Source organism: Microvirga massiliensis, from assembly GCF_001006805.1.
In the GTDB taxonomy this organism is placed as follows: Bacteria; Pseudomonadota; Alphaproteobacteria; order Rhizobiales; family Beijerinckiaceae; genus Microvirga; species Microvirga massiliensis.
The window spans coordinates 1-16,287 of sequence record NZ_LN811376.1 but is presented as its reverse complement, the minus strand read 5'-3'; the positions used below and the strand labels follow the sequence as shown (position 1 = coordinate 16,287).

Annotated in this window: 14 protein-coding genes and 1 pseudogene; 2 read left to right on the top strand and 13 right to left on the bottom strand. The window is 63.0% G+C overall.

Going from position 1 to position 16,287, the window contains the following annotated elements; genetic code table 11:
• Positions 1-1,339: 1,339 nt before the first annotated feature.
• Positions 1,340-2,575: a LuxR C-terminal-related transcriptional regulator gene (locus tag BN1233_RS41270; RefSeq protein ID WP_046869502.1), complete on the bottom strand. Its 1,236-nt coding sequence runs from the start codon at positions 2,573-2,575 to the stop codon at positions 1,340-1,342.
• On the opposite strand from BN1233_RS41270, the gene BN1233_RS41265 reads away from it, so the two are divergent.
• On the top strand, positions 2,574-3,629 hold the full coding sequence (locus BN1233_RS41265; protein ID WP_046869501.1) for a methyltransferase: 1,056 nt from the start codon (positions 2,574-2,576) through the stop codon (positions 3,627-3,629). The two genes, BN1233_RS41270 and BN1233_RS41265, sit on opposite strands and share 2 nt — an antisense overlap.
• A gap of 301 nt (positions 3,630-3,930) precedes the next feature.
• Here BN1233_RS41265 and BN1233_RS41255 read toward each other — a convergent pair whose 3' ends face one another.
• The 9 genes and pseudogenes from BN1233_RS41255 to BN1233_RS41230 form a co-directional block, all read right to left on the bottom strand.
• Positions 3,931-5,502: a hypothetical protein gene (locus tag BN1233_RS41255; protein WP_046869499.1), complete on the bottom strand. Its 1,572-nt coding sequence runs from the start codon at positions 5,500-5,502 to the stop codon at positions 3,931-3,933.
• Between the two features lie 492 nt (positions 5,503-5,994).
• A complete protein-coding gene (locus BN1233_RS44025) occupies positions 5,995-6,960 on the bottom strand; it encodes a LysM peptidoglycan-binding domain-containing protein (RefSeq protein WP_052764141.1) in 966 nt (321 codons plus the stop codon).
• Between the two features lie 593 nt (positions 6,961-7,553).
• A complete protein-coding gene (locus BN1233_RS48075; protein ID WP_154678360.1) occupies positions 7,554-7,703 on the bottom strand; it encodes a hypothetical protein in 150 nt (49 codons plus the stop codon).
• Between the two features lie 53 nt (positions 7,704-7,756).
• A pseudogene (locus BN1233_RS51525) lies at positions 7,757-8,036 on the bottom strand (bifunctional DNA primase/polymerase); the annotation flags it as partial.
• Between the two features lie 12 nt (positions 8,037-8,048).
• Entirely contained in the window at positions 8,049-8,192 is a 144-nt protein-coding gene (locus BN1233_RS48070; RefSeq protein WP_154678359.1) for a hypothetical protein, read from the bottom strand.
• A complete protein-coding gene (locus BN1233_RS41245) occupies positions 8,189-8,443 on the bottom strand; it encodes a hypothetical protein (RefSeq protein WP_046869498.1) in 255 nt (84 codons plus the stop codon). Before BN1233_RS41245 ends, BN1233_RS48070 begins: the two co-directional genes overlap by 4 nt.
• Positions 8,444-9,560: 1,117 nt before the next feature.
• Complete coding sequence (locus BN1233_RS41240) at positions 9,561-10,013, bottom strand: DUF5675 family protein (protein WP_046869497.1); 453 nt, start codon at positions 10,011-10,013, stop codon at positions 9,561-9,563.
• 15 nt (positions 10,014-10,028) lie between these two features.
• A complete protein-coding gene (locus tag BN1233_RS41235) occupies positions 10,029-10,310 on the bottom strand; it encodes a hypothetical protein (protein ID WP_147707846.1) in 282 nt (93 codons plus the stop codon).
• Positions 10,311-10,998: 688 nt separating this feature from the next.
• The gene (locus tag BN1233_RS41230; protein WP_244471021.1) at positions 10,999-11,526 is read right to left on the bottom strand and encodes a recombinase family protein; all 528 of its coding nucleotides are present in this window, start codon (positions 11,524-11,526) and stop codon (positions 10,999-11,001) included.
• A gap of 242 nt (positions 11,527-11,768) precedes the next feature.
• Between BN1233_RS41230 and BN1233_RS41220 the strand changes: the two genes are divergently transcribed.
• Positions 11,769-13,550, top strand: a complete 1,782-nt coding sequence (locus BN1233_RS41220) for a bactofilin family protein (protein WP_147707845.1) — start codon at positions 11,769-11,771, stop codon at positions 13,548-13,550.
• 24 nt (positions 13,551-13,574) lie between these two features.
• On the opposite strand, the gene BN1233_RS41215 is transcribed toward BN1233_RS41220, so the two are convergent.
• The 3 genes from BN1233_RS41215 to BN1233_RS41210 form a co-directional block, all read right to left on the bottom strand.
• Positions 13,575-13,805, bottom strand: a complete 231-nt coding sequence (locus BN1233_RS41215) for a hypothetical protein (RefSeq protein WP_046869493.1) — start codon at positions 13,803-13,805, stop codon at positions 13,575-13,577.
• A gap of 1,152 nt (positions 13,806-14,957) precedes the next feature.
• Entirely contained in the window at positions 14,958-15,311 is a 354-nt protein-coding gene (locus BN1233_RS50765) for a hypothetical protein (RefSeq protein WP_147707844.1), read from the bottom strand.
• A 75-nt stretch (positions 15,312-15,386) separates the two neighbouring features.
• Positions 15,387-15,707, bottom strand: a complete 321-nt coding sequence (locus BN1233_RS41210; protein WP_147707843.1) for a DUF2057 domain-containing protein — start codon at positions 15,705-15,707, stop codon at positions 15,387-15,389.
• Between the last annotated feature and the right edge of the window lie 580 nt (positions 15,708-16,287).

Sequence of the window (16,287 nt, the reverse complement as noted above, 5' to 3'; positions counted from 1 at the left end):
TAGAAACGGACCGGCGTGGACGAAGAGGGTTGGACTGCATGGTGCTCCTCCGCTCTGGACCTCGGCAGGCTAAGTAGCAATTCAGGGGCTGTCACACGAAGAATTTGGTGCACGCGCGCTGCCTAGCGGCCACACCGCGATGGAGGATGGCTTCGCGGCCGTTGGCATCGGCAAAAGCCCAAAGGGCGAGGTAGCGCCAGCCACCCCGAGGAGGGCAACCGCTTCGGCATCCTGCCGGCCGACCAGTGAGTGGCACGGGCGCTGCCAGCGGATCCCTGTTTCCCGCGACAGGGTGCTCAGGCGCGAATGTGGGGCCTCCGGAGAGGTTGGAGAGACCTCATCCGCGAGAACTTGGCCCTGCCCGGGCGAGCCAGCGGCGAAGCGCGGAGCGGCCGGCTGCGGCACTGGTTCGGGTGACCCTTGCGCGCGCTCATCAGATGACGTCCGATTGGCCCGACGACTTGCTCGCCACGGACCAAGTCCCGCCCACCCGTGGATGATGTGGTCGGGGTCTGCCTAGCGGAGGCTGTAAACGTCTCGGGCAATCGGGAACGTTCTTCCAGGTAGACGGTTGTCTCGGTGCGGAGGCCCTGGAACCCCGCACTTCCCCTTGTGCACGCCTCCGTAGCCTCAGCCCCGTTCAGGCCGCTGGAACGGGGCTTTTTCGGTGCGTCCCTCAGTTTCCTTGCTGGACCGAGCGTCAAAGGCGGCGCCGCTTTTCGCGTGTGCCGCCCCTACGCAATACCCGCCAGCCCCAAGGAGCATCTTCTACTTAGAAGCCACGCCGCACAATTATTCTTTTGGTCAACAATTTGGCAAAAAAGATCCCGTCCTTGTGCCGGGGAAAGCAGCGTCCCGCGGGACAGAAGAGATGGACCGCGAGTGCACCCTGCGCGAGCCGCCTCCCTTCGGCAAGTCTCCAGAAGGAGGGCCCGACCGCCGCGCCAGCAGTCCTAAGCCGCGCTCCAATCCATTGACCGAGATCGGTGGAGGCCGGCAGGCTGATCAGGGCCAGTCCATTCAGAGCAGTTGCGCTCACCACGGCCGATCTCGGATTGTGACGGCTGCAGCACCCGACAGGGCGAAGCTTCAAGGATGCGTTTGACCCAGGCAGATTTCCGCTAGGACCTGACCATGCGGATGCGGCCATGTAACGAGCTCGGGCTCGCAGCCCAGGGTTTGACGGCGGCCTGCCCGCACCTTCGTGCTCCCGGTGCCCCGTGTCCCGGATGGGCTCACCATAACACCGCTCTCCGAAGAGCACGGTCAGACACCCGACAGACAGCCGTCGAGGGGCGGTATCCCAGACCGGCGGTCATCGTGAACAGCGGGTTCATGCTCACTGCAGCCGCGACCTGGGCCGGTCTGCCGAGGATGTGCCACGCGGCGCTTCGGAAGCCCTGCCGGATCGGCTTCCGAGAAGCAGGGCGGTCATCTCGGACCGAGATCCCACCGCCAGTTTGCTGAACACGTTGCCGAGATGGTGTTCGATGGTGTGCGGCGACACTCCCAGAACCGCAGCGGCATCCTGTGTGGATAATCCCTTCACGGTCGCCACAACCACATCGGCCTCGCGACGCGTCAGGCCGAGCTGGATCAGAACGCTCGCGTCATCCAGCGCCCGCAGGGGCTCGATCACCACCACACCGCGAGCGCGTCCGTCCCGGCCGCGCAACAGCTCGGGCCGGATCCGGTAGCGGCGCTGGGCCACCGCATCGACGATCGGCAGCGAACAGACCGGCAAGGGCGTGTCGTCCGCCATGGCGCGCCGCAGCAGCTGGCCCATGAGCGCCACCGTCAGAGGGATACTGCACGAGCCGCCCTCCCCGGCCATGAGGGCGTACCCGACCTCGTTCGCCGCCTCAATCGAGCCATCGGGCGCGAAGGTGATCAGACCGACACTGTCAGCCGGCAGGGCGGACAGGAATGCAAGGGCGGCGCTCCGGCGCAGGGCCTCGGTCATGATCGGTGCGGCCGCCGCGAGGAACCGCTTTTCCTCCTCGCCGAACCTCGCGGCGCCGCTCGGCCACATCAGATTGAGGTAACCCCACCCGAATCCTCGCGCCGCCAACGAGAGGCAGAGCATCGGCCCGAGCCCGGAGGGCAGCAGGACGTAGCGAAACAGCGGGTCGTGATCGGGCTCGGCGACAAACTGCTCGGCGAGTTGGATGAGGTGCGGCTGCCGCGTGAGCCAGCCCATATTGCCGAGCGGTGATCGCAGGAAAACGCGCTCGGCCCAGGCGCGCCGCGCCCCATCCTCCAGCTTGCTAACCGCTTCTGTGGGAAGGCCGCTGCCGGGATCGAGCAGGCTAAAGCAATAGGACTCCGCCCCCGTATAGCGAGAGAGCCGCTCGGCGAGAGATCGCATGAGCGCGGGGCGGGGCAGCCGCGAGCGGCACAGCCGCTCGAGCGCATCGAGCTCCCGCCGGTCCGTGGGGCTCAGGCGTAAGGCTTCCTTCGCCATACCGCCATCATAGCGCGTCGCTGCCTTGTTGCATCCCGGATTCCCGGGATGGCCCGGCGCGCATCCCGCCCGCATGATGCACACCATGGCTTCGTGAGGAACAGCATCCATGGCACCGACGTCGCTTCGCCATGCTGCCCCGGCGGATCACGCATCCGCGCCCCAGCACGTCATCCTCGGCATGGCGCTCGGCTACCTGGCATCCCGCAGCCTGCATGTGGCCGCCGAACTCGGCATCGCCGATCTGCTCGGAGACGGTCCGAAGAGCGTGGAGGAGCTCGCTCTCGCGACGGGGGCCGATCGGCCGGCGCTCTACCGATTGCTCCGAATGCTGGCCGGACACGGCGTGTTCGCGGAGGACGCGGACGGCCGCATCCGGCTGACACCTGCGGCGGAGTTGCTCCAATCAGGCGTGCCTGGATCCCTGCACGATGCCGTGAAGATGATTGGCGACGTCGCCGGCGACGGGTCATGGTGGAGCGCCGTGGGCCGGCTGCGCCACAGCGTGCTGAGCGGCGAACCCGGCTTCCACCAGGTGCACGGCATCGGCTTCTTCGAGTACCTGACCCGACATCCGGGAGCCAGCGCGTGGTTCGATCGGGGACTGGCGAACTTCGCCACGGCGGAGAACCCCGCCATCGCGGACGCCTGCGACTGGGCGGAGGTCCGGCGCATCGTGGATGTCGGGGGTGGCCAGGGAGGTTTTCTGGCCGAGGTCCTGAAGCGGTGCCCGGCCGCCACGGGGGTGCTGTACGACCTGCCGCACGTTGTGCGCGAGCCGGCGGCCCTCGCCGCCGCCGGACTCCTGGGCCGCTGCGAGATCGTCGGTGGGGATTTCTTCCGGTCGGTGCCAGCGGGAGGAGATGCCTACATCCTCAAGCGGATCCTCCACGACTGGAACGATCAGTGTTGCGTGCAGATCCTGCACACCTGCCGCGCCGCGATGGGCGAGAGCTCACGGGTGCTCGTCGTCGATGCGGTGATTCCGCCCGGCAACGATCCGCATCCCGGCAAGGACATGGACATCCTGATGATGGCGCTGACCGAAGGGCGGGAGCGCACGGAGGCGGAGTTCCGCGAGCTCTATCAGCATGCGGGACTGACGCTGACCAGGATCGTTCCGACACCCTCCGTGCTGTCGATCGTCGAGGGCAGGCCTGCCTAGCAAAGGAACGTCAACGCCATCCGGAATCCTGGAACGAGAAAGACGGATCGAAATCGACCGTTGGCGCTCACAGTGGCGGAGAGAAACAGGTCGGCTCTGCTGTGCGCCGTCGCCCGCTTCGGTGACCCGGCCTCGCGCGAGCGCTGCTTCGATCTCTATGCCGCGACCGCCGTGCTCCATCGCAGGCCGCGCGGCAGGCTCGGCCTGGACGGCAACCAGCGGGGATCGCTGGCGAGCATTCCCGCCGAAATCACCTTCGCCCGCGGTTCATCTCGCTGGTCGCGCCGGCAGATGATGTCGCTTACGGCCAGGTCTTGCCGGCTGCGCCGAACGTGAGCTTCATGTTGCCGAGGAAGGTCCGGGTCGAGGCGATTGCCATGTTCGCGGCACCCGACACGTTCCGGTCATAGACCTCCTGGATGTTGTACTTGGCGTCATGCGGCCCAAGGTTGTCATTGAAAAAGTCCTCGGCACAGGCATTCTTGTCGGTGACCACACCCGGTCCGTCGAGCGGCTCGGGCGTGGATGGATCGTCGGTGACGCAGTTCCATGGCGCCGCAGTGCCCTCCTGCCGGACCTCGAACTCCGCCGCCGCGACGACGAGAGCGGTGGTGCTAGTGTCGACCGCCGTCTTGTATCCCTGTCCCGACACCCAGTTTCCAAGATACTGGCCCCAGGCATTGGGGTAAAACTGGACGTCGACCGCACCCGAGGCGGCGAGGCCGCCAATGGTGATCCACGCATCAATCTGGCGCGCCGCAATGCAGGTCGTCGACCACCAGGCCATGAGCGGGATGCCACCGCGTGCCGTACCGATGACGTTCGGATCGGTCGCCGAGATCAGCCAGTCGCCGGAGATCTGCTTGCCGCTCAGCACCTCGATGGTCGCATCTTCGGGGCCGCCCTTGTAGCCGTGGGCGAAAACGTCGGCGTCAAAACGCTTGCCCTGGGACGTGAGATCGCGCATCGCCGCAATCAGCCCTTCGCGCGTCGGCGGGAAGGTCTTGTTGGCCTGCGCGAAGAGCTGGGCGTTGGCGCCGAGTGGATTGGAGCTGTCGTTGTCGGCGACCAGGACCACGTACGAGTAATGCGAGAAGACGGCTGCATAATCCAGGCCGAGCGCCTGCCAGAAGCCGCGCATCCCGGGGTCGCCATAGTGATAGTAGACGAGCGCCGCGTTGCCCTGCGTACCCTTCAAGACCTCGTCGCAGAGCTCGGGCGTGAAGTCCTGATCGTTGGGGACATTGTCCATATCGGCGTCGGCGGCCATGACCTCGATGGTGGCCGAGGCGCTGCCCAGGGACTGATTGGGGCCGCACACCGGCTTGGAGCCGCACAGCGGCGCCGGCCCGAGTGTGGTCGAGAACGACGGCTGGCCATCCCGCTGGCCATCGCCGTTTGCGTCGCCGCCGGAGCAGCTGAGGGTCACGGTCTCGCAAACGAAGCCCGTGTCGTCGTGGCCATTCAGGCCGCCGCTGTCGTGCTCGGTGAAGTAGACGCAGATTTGCACATCCTTGGAGTCACCGACCTTGACCCGGTATGTGCCCAGGTCGAGGCTATGCCCGTCGGACTGGCCGACACTGTACGTCGAGGTTGGTTGCGACACCGCCACCGTAGTCGGATTGGCACCGAAGGTTGACGCATAGGCGCTGAACGAGAGCTCGCCCTTGCCTTCGCTCACGCCCTGTCCGGTCACGAACTGGCTCTGGGTGAGGCGGACCTCGATGTCGCAGTAACCGGCGGGCTCCGGCGGCCGCGAGAGATTGCGGTTCTCGGGGTTCTTGCAAAGCTGCTGCAGCTGTAGCCTCGAAAACGGGCTGTGCGGCGACCAGCCGACCGGCGTGGTGGCCGAGGACGCCGCGCTCACCACCATTCCTTCTGCGAGATCTCCGCCATAAGCAGGAACCGCCATACCCAACGTCGCCACGACCCACGATAGTGCAGTAATATAGCGACTGCTGATCGACATCATGGCTGCACTGACCTTTTACGGTCTCGAGGCCACAAAGTTCTGCCGATCTGGGCCTGAGCCTACCCGGTCTTATAATGCAACGACTACCTCCTAAGTCGTGATGCAGTTCACACATGATTGAGGGAACCTGCAGCTAATAATCTTCGAAAGTTGAGTGACACAGTGCAATTGGGAGTGCTTTTGGATGGTGCGCATGTGCAATGAAAACGGGGGGCAGCACGATGACTGCGCAAAGCCTGCCCTGGAGAATGCTCTGCTTGGCCCGGTCGCCGCGCGGCATCCCTTGGTGCGCCGCAAATCCCGTTGCATCCAGCACCGACCAGCATGATCGTCAGCTTCTTTCGCCGCGCAGGGCTCCGCGTCAATGGCTTACCCCATTTGCATACGGTCGAGCTATCTCCCCAGTGCCGTAAAGAGAATTTTGACCTGACTTGCGCGAGAGCGCGCCTTGTCGAGTTCTGGTTTCGTAAACTTCTTGATGTCTGGAACGACCAGGCGCTGGTTGGGCTGAATCAGATTCGGATTGTTGCCGATGATGGCCACATTGGCATCATAAATCAGCGGCCACAGCAACACGTCTTTGTAATAATTGCCAGCAATCAGCGAGAGGCTTTCGCCACTGGCGACGGTGTGGCTGATGCCGCCGGTCGGCGTACCATCGCACCCCTTGCAGCCGAGACAAATGCAATACACACGTGCCCAGATGAGCGACCAGAGCAGCGAAGCCAGGTTGAGATCATCCTGCCATTTCACGTTGGTGACATGCACACGGTTGGTGGCATACGGGTTCCAATCGGGCTCGGTGACGAAGTCCGTTGGCTTTACGCCAGGCGGCAGTCCTTTGAACAGCGGAACGCCGGACATTCCCCAGTGTGTCATCGGCAACGATAATTGATACGCTTCATTGGGAATGATCCAGGGACAGTTACCCACCCCCCGCCGCGAACCACTCGACCAGGTTCGCCTACCGTGCACGGTGAGGCGGACGTTATTGGAGACTTTGGTGGTGTCCGCCGTGTAATCGCGGTCGATGGCATCGAACAGGGCCAGGCAGTCCACCGTGATCCCTGCTCTCTCGAGCATTTTCGCGGCGACGATGGCCGCGGCGCCGCCTCGGCTATAGCCCGCCAGGATCACTCCGCAGACGTCTGGCTGACTGTACAGCGTCATAACGTGTGTAAAACCACTCACAGCAGCGCTTGTGATCCCGCCGACCTCGACCTTTGGGCCTGCAACATAACGCGCCGAGCCTTGATCCGGCCAGTTCATCACCATTCTGTGGATGAAGCTGCCCTCGTAGCCGCTACCTTGGACGCGGGCGTCGCCCTTGGCGCCTTCGATTCCGATCAAAATGACCACGGTATTGCTCCAGACTATCGGGTGACATCTCGGGCGAATTTGCGCGTCGCGCTCTTCGGTTCGCTCGATTAATGATCCTCACAAGAGGCGTAACATCGGGCCGAGCAGATCGCTGTGAGGTGATGCACGATGGATGACGACATATGGCGGCCGGCGCAGTTGGAGGACGGGGGCCTCGATCTACCCCACGAATGAGGTCGCGGTCGGCTGGAAGGCGCAGGCCGCTGTCACGGCGCACCGCGTCCTGCCGATCTCACTGAGCGCATCGCCGCAAACATCTATCACAGAGTGCAGATCGAGACGGCTCCTCCTGCTCCTGCGACCTCCGGAAACCTGCATCGGCCGATGCCCTCCAGCGCAGGGATTGAGGGCGGCGTCCGGGAACGGATGCGATGGGAAGATCAGCAAAGGCAGAAACGATCCGGCAGCTAAGGGGGCCCGCCCGGGCCGGATCCCGAAGCGCGCCCGCTCTCCTGCGAGGTCCGCTCGACACCTGGAGCAGTCACCCGCCATGCATCCGGAAAGTGCCTGGAGCGGACCGGCACGAGAATCGGGAGGGTTCCTCCAATCTCCTGCCAGACCGGCCCGCAGTGTCACTTCCCATCCACCGGACCAACTGCATTCACGAGGCTTTTGGCGGTCACGGGATTGCCATTGCGGGTGACATCCATGTTGCGCACGATGTCGCCGCCGCCCGGGATCGCCCAGGTTTGGAATTGCTCCGTCTGCGGATCGAAGCGCACGATCGTGTTGGGCTTCGCCCCGGATTCGTTGTACCAGAGGGCGCCCTTCCACCCTCACCGCGGACGTCGATGCCCTCCGGCAGCGCTCCCGTCCGGTTTCCCAGCGGCTGCTCTGGGCTCCACCGGAACAGCACATGCCTGCCGCCGGATGGCGTCGTGTGGATGCGGGTTGCTATGCTCCCGTACTTCTTGAGCAGTCCCTCCCAGACCGAGGCCGTCAGGCTCGCCTTCTTTCTCGGGCACATCGGGATCGACTACCCACAGGCCCGACGCTGCCCCCATCGGCACGCCAATCATGGCGAGTGGCGATCTGTGCCACCACCGCCGGATCTGTTCGGGGTCGGTTCAGGCCTCCTTGCGCCATGAGGCGACCAGTGGCGCTTTGTCAGCCGGTTTGCACGGGAAGACAGGAATGCCCCGCGCCGCTAGAGCCAGCGCCTCGGCCAGGACCTCCTGGCTCGCCATGCGGGGCTTGGGGGAGGCGGTCATGCGCTCCTCCCGCCGTTGAGGGCCTTGGGATAGCGGGCCTTGCGCGCGGCCAGGATAGCGAGCGTGAACCTCCTGCGTGCCTCCTGGCTCGTCCGGGCCACGCTCTGGCTGGACTGATGCTTGCCGCCCACCCCTCGGACGATGCCCTCCTCCTCGAGTTGTGGGATGCCCCGCGGAGCGCTCCAGCGGCTTCCGTTCTTGGTCCGATAGAGCATGAGATCGCGGATGCTGAGGCCAGTATCCGCGTGCAAGGTCGAACAGCCCGCGCACGGTGTTCTTCGCCCGCGCACGGAAGCTTTCGCTGTGGAAATGCTCTGCCATCCAAAGGCTCCATCATTGGAGCCCAGGACAAGCCGCGTCCGATGTGGTAAACGTCAGTCCATTATCCCATGATGACTGATCGTTACCGCCTCGGAGTTGCTGGCTCCGGGGCGGTTTTCTTACGGATTAAGGGACAGGCTTGGTTGAGTTGCGGTGCCGCGCGGCCAGCGCGGCCCGAGCTTGCTCCCGGCCCAGGCGATCAGGTCGGCTTCGGGACAGAGCGCCCTGCGGCCCACGCGGTGATCCGGCGAGCCTTGGCCCTGAGGGGCGCAATTCGCCAGGATTTGTCTACAGCACGGGATGCTGAACCGCTCGTTGAAGAGCGCGGCCGTTTTGAGGCGGGAAAGCAGGGATACTAACAGCTGAAACTCTCATATGAAACGCTTGTGCTGGTCTGCCGCCTCCAAGGAGTCTTGACCATACGTGACGTAACGGAACAAGCCATGAACGTCGGCCTGAACACAAACCTGTGGATTATTTCAGGATAGCGGTGTTCAGACGGGTGACGTGCCGAAGCTTTCGCGGCCGTCGCTTGGCGTCATCCCTGAGGGGAAAATAACTGACCAATGTTGCCAGCGTGGCAACGCAATACGTGGAGAGAGCGGAGCCCGGCCTGCCAGGGAAATTTCACCCTATTGCTCCTGCCTCACAGACTGCTCGAGAAGCCGGCTGGCGCTCGTGGGGGCCATCGTCCGTCGCGCAGGGACTGGATCTCGGGGGCGTTAAGAGCCTCCGCGATACCGCGCATCAACATGACGCCGGCGGCCTCTCGGCGTGGGAGCCTCTAGGCTCGGTCGAGGGAGATCAGGCCTGCCGGCACCGGTATCACCTCGCGCGCGTTACGCGCGGATCGTCATCCATTGAGGACAGACTCTCCGCCAGCTCGACGGCACAACGATCGTCGGTATCCTCGGCGACCGCCCGGCAACATAGGCCTCCCCCTGCTATAGATCTCGTCCTGTCTCTGTCCAAAACAGACCGGAGCTTGATCAGCGGCTAATCCCCTGTTCACTTGATCCAGAAGCCGTGCACAACACCGGCGAGTTATTAGTATTTACCCGCGGCCTGTCGGCGTCGTATCCAAGCCTCGGCGGTTTCATCACCAGTGATGTTGTTCTCCACTCTGATGGTCTTGTTTGTCCCCTGAGTGAACCCTCCAAGAGCCAGCCACACTTCCTTCATGGCCTCCGCTGATTGCTTGATGCCGTCGGCATCTGAACTCAGTCCGGGGGCGATGCATCCCTCAAGATTTGTGTGGCTGTCATTCAGTGCATCATGGATGAGATGCGTGCGAATGCCGGCGTGATCAAAACGCAAACACTGGACTTTACGACCCGTGGCTTTCATGTCCATTTTCAGAGTATACTCGCCCATGCGGACGAAGGTGTATCCTCCTCCGCGCTCGATCGTGGGCCATACCTTGGTCCCGATCGTCAACTCCCCGGGCACAGAGCCATTCGCGTTGACAGTGCCAGTGCGCTTGAAAACGATATCTACCATTTAATGTGTCTCCGACTATCTCTGATTTGCCGCGGCACGCGCCGCCACGCACTCCACGCAATCGATGAGCACGCGCGCGGATCCGCCTCCGATCACGAGCCACTCCGCTAGGTATGCGGCCGATCCATCCGAGAATTCTCCGCGAATGCGCAGCCCATTGGGTGCATCCTCAACAATCCGAACGTGCAGGTCCTCTCCCTCCACAGGTGACCACGGGTTGAACATGCCACGATGCTCCAGAGGGATACGCTTTCCGTCGAGGATCAACGCCAGGTCAGTGACCTGAAGCCGGGGCACGACTCCTTCCGCACCGAAGGTTGGATAGCCGTCGATTAGGCAGAGCCGCTGTGGCTCGCAGTATGTCAGCGTGTGCTGCTGCGATGCGAATTCTCGGGTCTCCATAACGAAGCTTGCTCTACCGGAAAGCGTTACGATTTGTTTGCCGACCGGTGGCGTGACTTGTGCATAGGCAGATTGCACAAGCAGAGCCGAGGCGAATATTGTTGGAATCCACCCATATAGGCGAGCCATCTTGGCACACTCATAGCAAGTTGTCGTTTGAGCCACCCCGGCAGTGTGTGCCCTTATCCTAAAGCAACACTACCCTCAGGCGTATCAATTAGCAGGTGCTGTTCGAATATTTGCGTGAATTGGGCTTTTGCGGCGTGTCCTTACGCACGCGCGTCAGTATGCTTTGAGCGAAGAAGGCTGTGAGCACAGGAGCAAGATCACCCACGAGGCTATCGCGTAGCAGCGGCAGCTCAATACCTGGATCAGACGATGGGCCAGCTGACAGAGCAGATTGAGACGGATAGGGGGAGCAGTTAAGAAACCGGCCTCGTGGAGCGGCGATCGCGCGGGCAGGAAAATCTCGCGCATCGTTTCCTATCAGGAAACAACGGGGTGAATACGGGGAGGAAGTAGCCAGCGAACCAGTTCAGGTGTTGGACGCGTATTGGTGCATTCGGGCTCGCTCCTCGAGCCTTTAAGTAGCACGGGCATGATCCCGAAGCACACGAGACACAGCGACATGTGAGATCGAGTTTCCTCTCGCCTGGAGTGCGTCAGCGATGGCCCGGAGCGATACGCCCGCGGCCTTCATGGCCACCGCTTCGCGAATAGCCTCCTGCTGCGCCTCGTGGGGAACGAGCTCGCCATTCTGGTCGAGCCGGTAGCCGAACGGCACTGTGCCGCCGAGAAACCGCCCACGCTGCTTCTGATCGCGCTTCACTTCCGCGATGCGCTCCCGGATCCGGTCGCGCTCGGCCTCGGCGACGGCCGAGAGGATCGTGAACACGAGCTTGCTGATCCCGTTGCCGGTGACATCCCCGTCGAGATCGATCATGTGCAGCGCCACGTCGCGCTCTTTCAGCTTCGCGAGCACGTCGAGGGCATCGAGCGCCGAGAGAAACATGCGATCGAGCTTCGGGGTGATGATCACGTCACCGGGTTTTGCGATCGCGAGCAGCTTGGTGCCTTCCGGCCGCTCGCTGATCGGCTTGGAGCCCGACACGCCGCGCTCGACGAACACCTGGTCTAGGGTGAGGCCTGCATCATGGCATAGCCCTCGACCGTGCGGCGCTGGGCGCCGAGACTTTCGCCCTCCTCGGCCTGCCGGTCTGTCGAGACCCGCACATACCCGTAAACCGCCATCGCCGTCCTCTGTTAAGCTGTAAAGCTGTTTTAGCTGTAAAGCTGGGCTGGAGACTCTGTAAAGCTGTTCTAGCAGCGTTACAAAAGGGGTGACTCTGAGCCTTGGACGGCCTGCTGCAGATCCTGCATCATGTCCCCGTCCACGACCTTCAGGAGAAGGTCATGTCGCGCTGTGCACTCTCGATATTCGTAATGTTCGGGATGATTGGCTTTGCCTTGGCGCAGGCTCAGCAAGTTCAACCGCAGCAGCCAGAGAACCCAGGTCAGAACCCAGCGGAAATCTGGGTTTGGGATAAGGTGCGGTCCGGCCAAGTAGCAGACCTGCACGGGTATTGCGACGCATATCTAGACCCGCGTGCTGGTGACGATCCCCGTTGGCGTGACCCATGCCGGGCGATCAGCGCAGCCTTTCTTGAGCGAGTGCTGACCCAGGAGCACTGGCGCAGCGCATTGCCGTTCCCCGGTCTGCGCATCATCGGGGCGCGGGTTTCCGAGCTGCTCGATCTTACGGCAGCCCACATCTCTGCCGAGGTCTGGCTGAATCACAGCCGCTTTGAAAGCGAAGTACGGTTTGCCCGCGCGCGCTTGGATGGCCTGCTCTCTCTTAGCGGTTCGATCTTCGAGAAGGGGGTCGCCGCCGATGGCCTGCAGGCCAGCAGCAATCTCTTCCTGAGGGAGGTCCTGAGGGAAGGTGCAACCGTGCGCGGCGGGCCATTGCGGCTGGTGGGGGCCAAGATCGAAGGTGATCTGTCCATGAGCGGCTCGACCTTTGAGAACGGAATCGCCGCCGATGGCCTAAAGGTCAGCGGCAATCTCTTTCTGAATGAACGAGCGCTCGTGGGTGGGCCGTTGTTGTTGCGCGGAGCCAGGATCGAAGGTGATCTCTCCGTGAGCGGTTCATCCTTTAAGGACGGGATCGTCGCCGACGGTCTAAGGGCCAGCGGCAATCTCTTTTTGAATGAAGGTGCAGCCGTGCGCGGCGAACCACTGCGGCTGGTGGGGGCCAAGATCGAGGGCCCTCTGTTCATGAGCGGTTCGACTTTCGAGCAGACGCCGGCAATCATCTTTGCCCGGATCGAAGGGACACTCGACCTCAGCGGGGCAAAACTGCCCGGCCTGGATCTCACCAGCACCTCAATCGGTGAACTCCGTCTCGGCAACAGTCAATCTGCGCCACCGAACTGGGCTGCGAACGCAAGTTTGATCCTGCGGGGCACCCGTACCAAGATCCTGCTGGATCAGCTGGATGGATCTGAGCCTTGCCCCAACCGAGACGCTTGGCCCAATCGGCTCGACCTGCAAGGCTTCATTTATGAGCAACTCGGGGCTGATCCGGGTGCCGGCCGAGACATCCGCCAGCGCGAGACATGCTGGTATGAAAGCTGGCTCGGGCGTGACCCGCACTTCGCCCACCAGCCTTACCGGCAGCTTGCCGGCGTTATGCGAGCCATGGGAGACCCAGAGCGAGCCGAGGCTGTGCTCTACGCGGCGCGTGAGCGTGAGCGAACTGAGGCTTGGAAAAGGGATGATTATTTGGAGGCCGCTTGGCTATGGCTGCTGAAGGTGCTGATCGGCTACGGCATCGGCAGCGGACTATTCCGGGTTTTCTATTGGGTGGTGGGGTTCACGCTGATCGGCATGTTGGTCCTGTCATTCTCGCGTGAGGCGCGGGACAACGGTGTGGCTTGGATGTTTGGTGCGAGTCTCGACCACCTGTTGCCGATTGTCTCGCTGAACAAAGAGTTTGATGATTTCTTCAACGATCCCTATCGGGAGCGACTGAATGGATGGCAACTCGCCTACTTTGCCGTCCATGCGCTATTCGGTTTCTTGCTGGGCTCATTCGTTGTCGCTGCGCTCGCGGGCCTGACACAGACTGCGTAAGCACTCAGACCGGGAGGAGCTCGGTCATGGCTGCTCTCGGCTCAAGGTGCAAGTGCCTTGCAGATGCGCTCCGACCCCGGCGAGCGCCGCATCAAGGGAGGCATAGGGCGGCACGTCGAAATCGGCGAGCTGGGACCCGACGCTCGGGACGATCACAAACCCCTCGGGCCGACTCTCGATGGCACCGAGGACGATGCCTTCCGTTGCCTCGATGGTCCAGACACCTGGGGCCGTGAGTCTCGCCACGCTGTCCATGTCGTGCACCTCGAATGCAGGATGCCGCAACAAGCTTACGCGAGATGCGAGCGAGGCGAAGAGTTCAGCACTACCGCGCTGGCGGCTGTCTGGATTGGCGGCGGATATCTTCTAGGTTGCGGCCCATATCGGCCATGATACGGCGGACGTCGCCGATGTCCCGGCGCAAGGCCTCGATGGAGCGCGTGATTTCCTGAAGATCGTCCCGGGTGATGGTTGCGCCAGGAATATCCCGCTTAACATTTGCGCAATCCGGTGTGCCATCGCGGCGATACCGAAGACTTAGGTGTCTCCAACCTTGAGGTAGATGCACTGTGTATCAGGATCTCGCCAAGTAGACGGCGCGGGCTCTTGTGCCATTGCTGGCATGGCCAGGACAAATATACCGGCCGTGATTGCGAGCTTGATCATAAGTCCTCCGACGAACGACGTGGGGTCGTGTGCCGGAAAGTCTATGGTCTGACGACGAACTTAGGGCCCTCGCCTCTCAGGGCTTCAGCATGGGCGCCATCGCGCAGCGGCTCGGCATCGGCAAGGGCTTGGTCCATCGGGTGCTGGCGAATTGATCACGAGCCGCGATCCCCCGCGAGGACGATGAAAGAAAGGCCGCGCCCAGTTTTGTCACTGGTGTCGCGGCCTTGTTACCTGGCTGCCCCCGCACCCCGGGAATACGCAAACTTTGTTATGTGCGCTCGATAATCCGGGTCGGCCCAATGCGGCAATTACGAGGTTCTACCTATCTCGTAACGGAATGACATGGTACGTGCTTGCCGCCGCGGCTCACGCCCCGCGCGACAGTGTCTCATCGGCCAGACGGCAGATGGCGCTCAGTGCAGGTCTGGGGCGAAGTTGAGAGAGCTGGCAACAAGCAGCAGCATCATGCGGGGTGTGGGCAATGAGAAAATTCGTTTGTGATGTTTGTGATGGTTCATCCTTTGTGCTCCCGTCTGGCCTCACGGACGAGAGTGAAGTGCTGTGTTGGAAGTGCGACTCCGTTCTCTGCACCTGGAGCGAGTTTCTTCAGTTCGCGCGGAACGTCGCGGCTGCCGCAGCGTCAACGAACCCTTAATCCGATCCGGACAATCTGAGCTCGGGCCGGCGTTGCGTAACGGCTCGACCTCCTACATTCCGCCTACTTTAGGCCGGCTACCTTCAGCACGGTCTTGGCGTTCCTGGAGGGCACTGCTTCTCCGTAGTGCCGCCAGCAGAGGAGCCGCCCTGGGGCGTCGTTGGGCTCGTGTTGCCGCCGCCGCCCGTGGCCTCACCGATCGTCCCCGCAGCGCCACCGCCGGTCGGCCCGCCGGGGGAGCCAGGGGAGATCGCACCCGTGCCCGTCGGGCCGCCCGCGGAGTCGCCCCTGGAATCGCCTGTGGCGCCTCCCTGCGACCCGGCAGCACCACCGCCAGACGGTCCGCTCGAACCGCCCGGTCCGCCGGTCTGGGCCAGCGCCGCCGTCATGCTGACCGCCAGCGCCGCCGCCGTGATACTCATCGAAAAGCTACGCATAGGTTTCCTCCTTGTTCTCGGGTGCCGGAACGCGCTGCTTTCGTCGATCGAAAAAGGCAGCATCCCTGAGGTAGATTACTTCGCCTTCGCGGGAATCATCCCCTCGATTTGCGAGACCCTCTGCATGCACTCGGCTTCCTTGCCTTGCTGGTCGAGTTGCTTGGCCTCCTGCAGCATCTGCAAGGCCTGGTTGGCCTTCTGGGTCTGAGGTGTCGCGGCAGGCACCGAGGTTGTAGTACCGGTTGCAGCCGGTGGCTCTAAGGCAGGACCGCCACCTTCCTGCTGCGCGGTTACCGACTTTTCCAACTCGGCGAGACGTTCGGAACACGGCCCCGCGAGGACAGGGCTCGCGGAGACGAGGACGAACGCTGGGACGAGTAGACACCGTCCAATCATAATGGCCTCCAGCTCTAAGCCCCTCGGACCAACACGGTCCGGCTCTTTGCCGTTCCGGTGCGGCTCCTGGGCCGATCTCCGCCCGGTCGAATGGCTGTGCTGGGCCCGCCCCTTGGCTTGGTGCAGCAGCACGGGGGTAAGCGGGTGATCTGATCCGGACCTCTGACGCAGAAGGCCCCGCCCGGCTGGTGCCGAACGGGGCTCTCTATGTCCTATGGCGGGCCATCACTCCCGCCAATCACCTGTCTCTTGTGATCGTATGTAGAACGTGCAGCCGGCCGCCGGGGTTCCGCAAAGAGCCGGCGATACCCCTCCGAAGATGGCCTACACCGGCTCTTCGGCTTTTTGGCCTATCTCCGCCTGGCCGCTTGGCCGGGTGCTGTGTGTTTTCCAGCAGACAGACGCTCAACCTAGCGAGGCGCAATCTGGACGCGGATCCGGTGCACGGCGGAGCACGGATCCAACCCTGACCTTCCCGCTCGGTCATCGCCCATGCCGAGCGGGTTTCTTTTGCCTGCCGGCGGGCCGGCAGCTGCAGACGACAGCCCCTGCAGAAAGGCTGAACCGCGCTGGGATTCCC

Bases quoted from the DNA above. Each gene is read 5' to 3' on its own strand.
- BN1233_RS41265 (WP_046869501.1), top strand. From the start codon at position 2,574: ATGGCACCGACGTCGCTTCGCCATGCTGCCCCGGCGGATCACGCATCC.
- BN1233_RS41270 (WP_046869502.1), bottom strand. From the start codon at position 2,575: ATGGATGCTGTTCCTCACGAAGCCATGGTGTGCATCATGCGGGCGGGA.
- BN1233_RS41255 (WP_046869499.1), bottom strand. From the start codon at position 5,502: ATGGTGGTGAGCGCGGCGTCCTCGGCCACCACGCCGGTCGGCTGGTCG.
- BN1233_RS48070 (WP_154678359.1), bottom strand. From the start codon at position 8,192: ATGACCGCCTCCCCCAAGCCCCGCATGGCGAGCCAGGAGGTCCTGGCC.
- BN1233_RS41240 (WP_046869497.1), bottom strand. From the start codon at position 10,013: ATGGTAGATATCGTTTTCAAGCGCACTGGCACTGTCAACGCGAATGGC.
- BN1233_RS41215 (WP_046869493.1), bottom strand. From the start codon at position 13,805: ATGGACAGCGTGGCGAGACTCACGGCCCCAGGTGTCTGGACCATCGAG.
- BN1233_RS50765 (WP_147707844.1), bottom strand. From the start codon at position 15,311: ATGCGTAGCTTTTCGATGAGTATCACGGCGGCGGCGCTGGCGGTCAGC.
- BN1233_RS41210 (WP_147707843.1), bottom strand. From the start codon at position 15,707: ATGATTGGACGGTGTCTACTCGTCCCAGCGTTCGTCCTCGTCTCCGCG.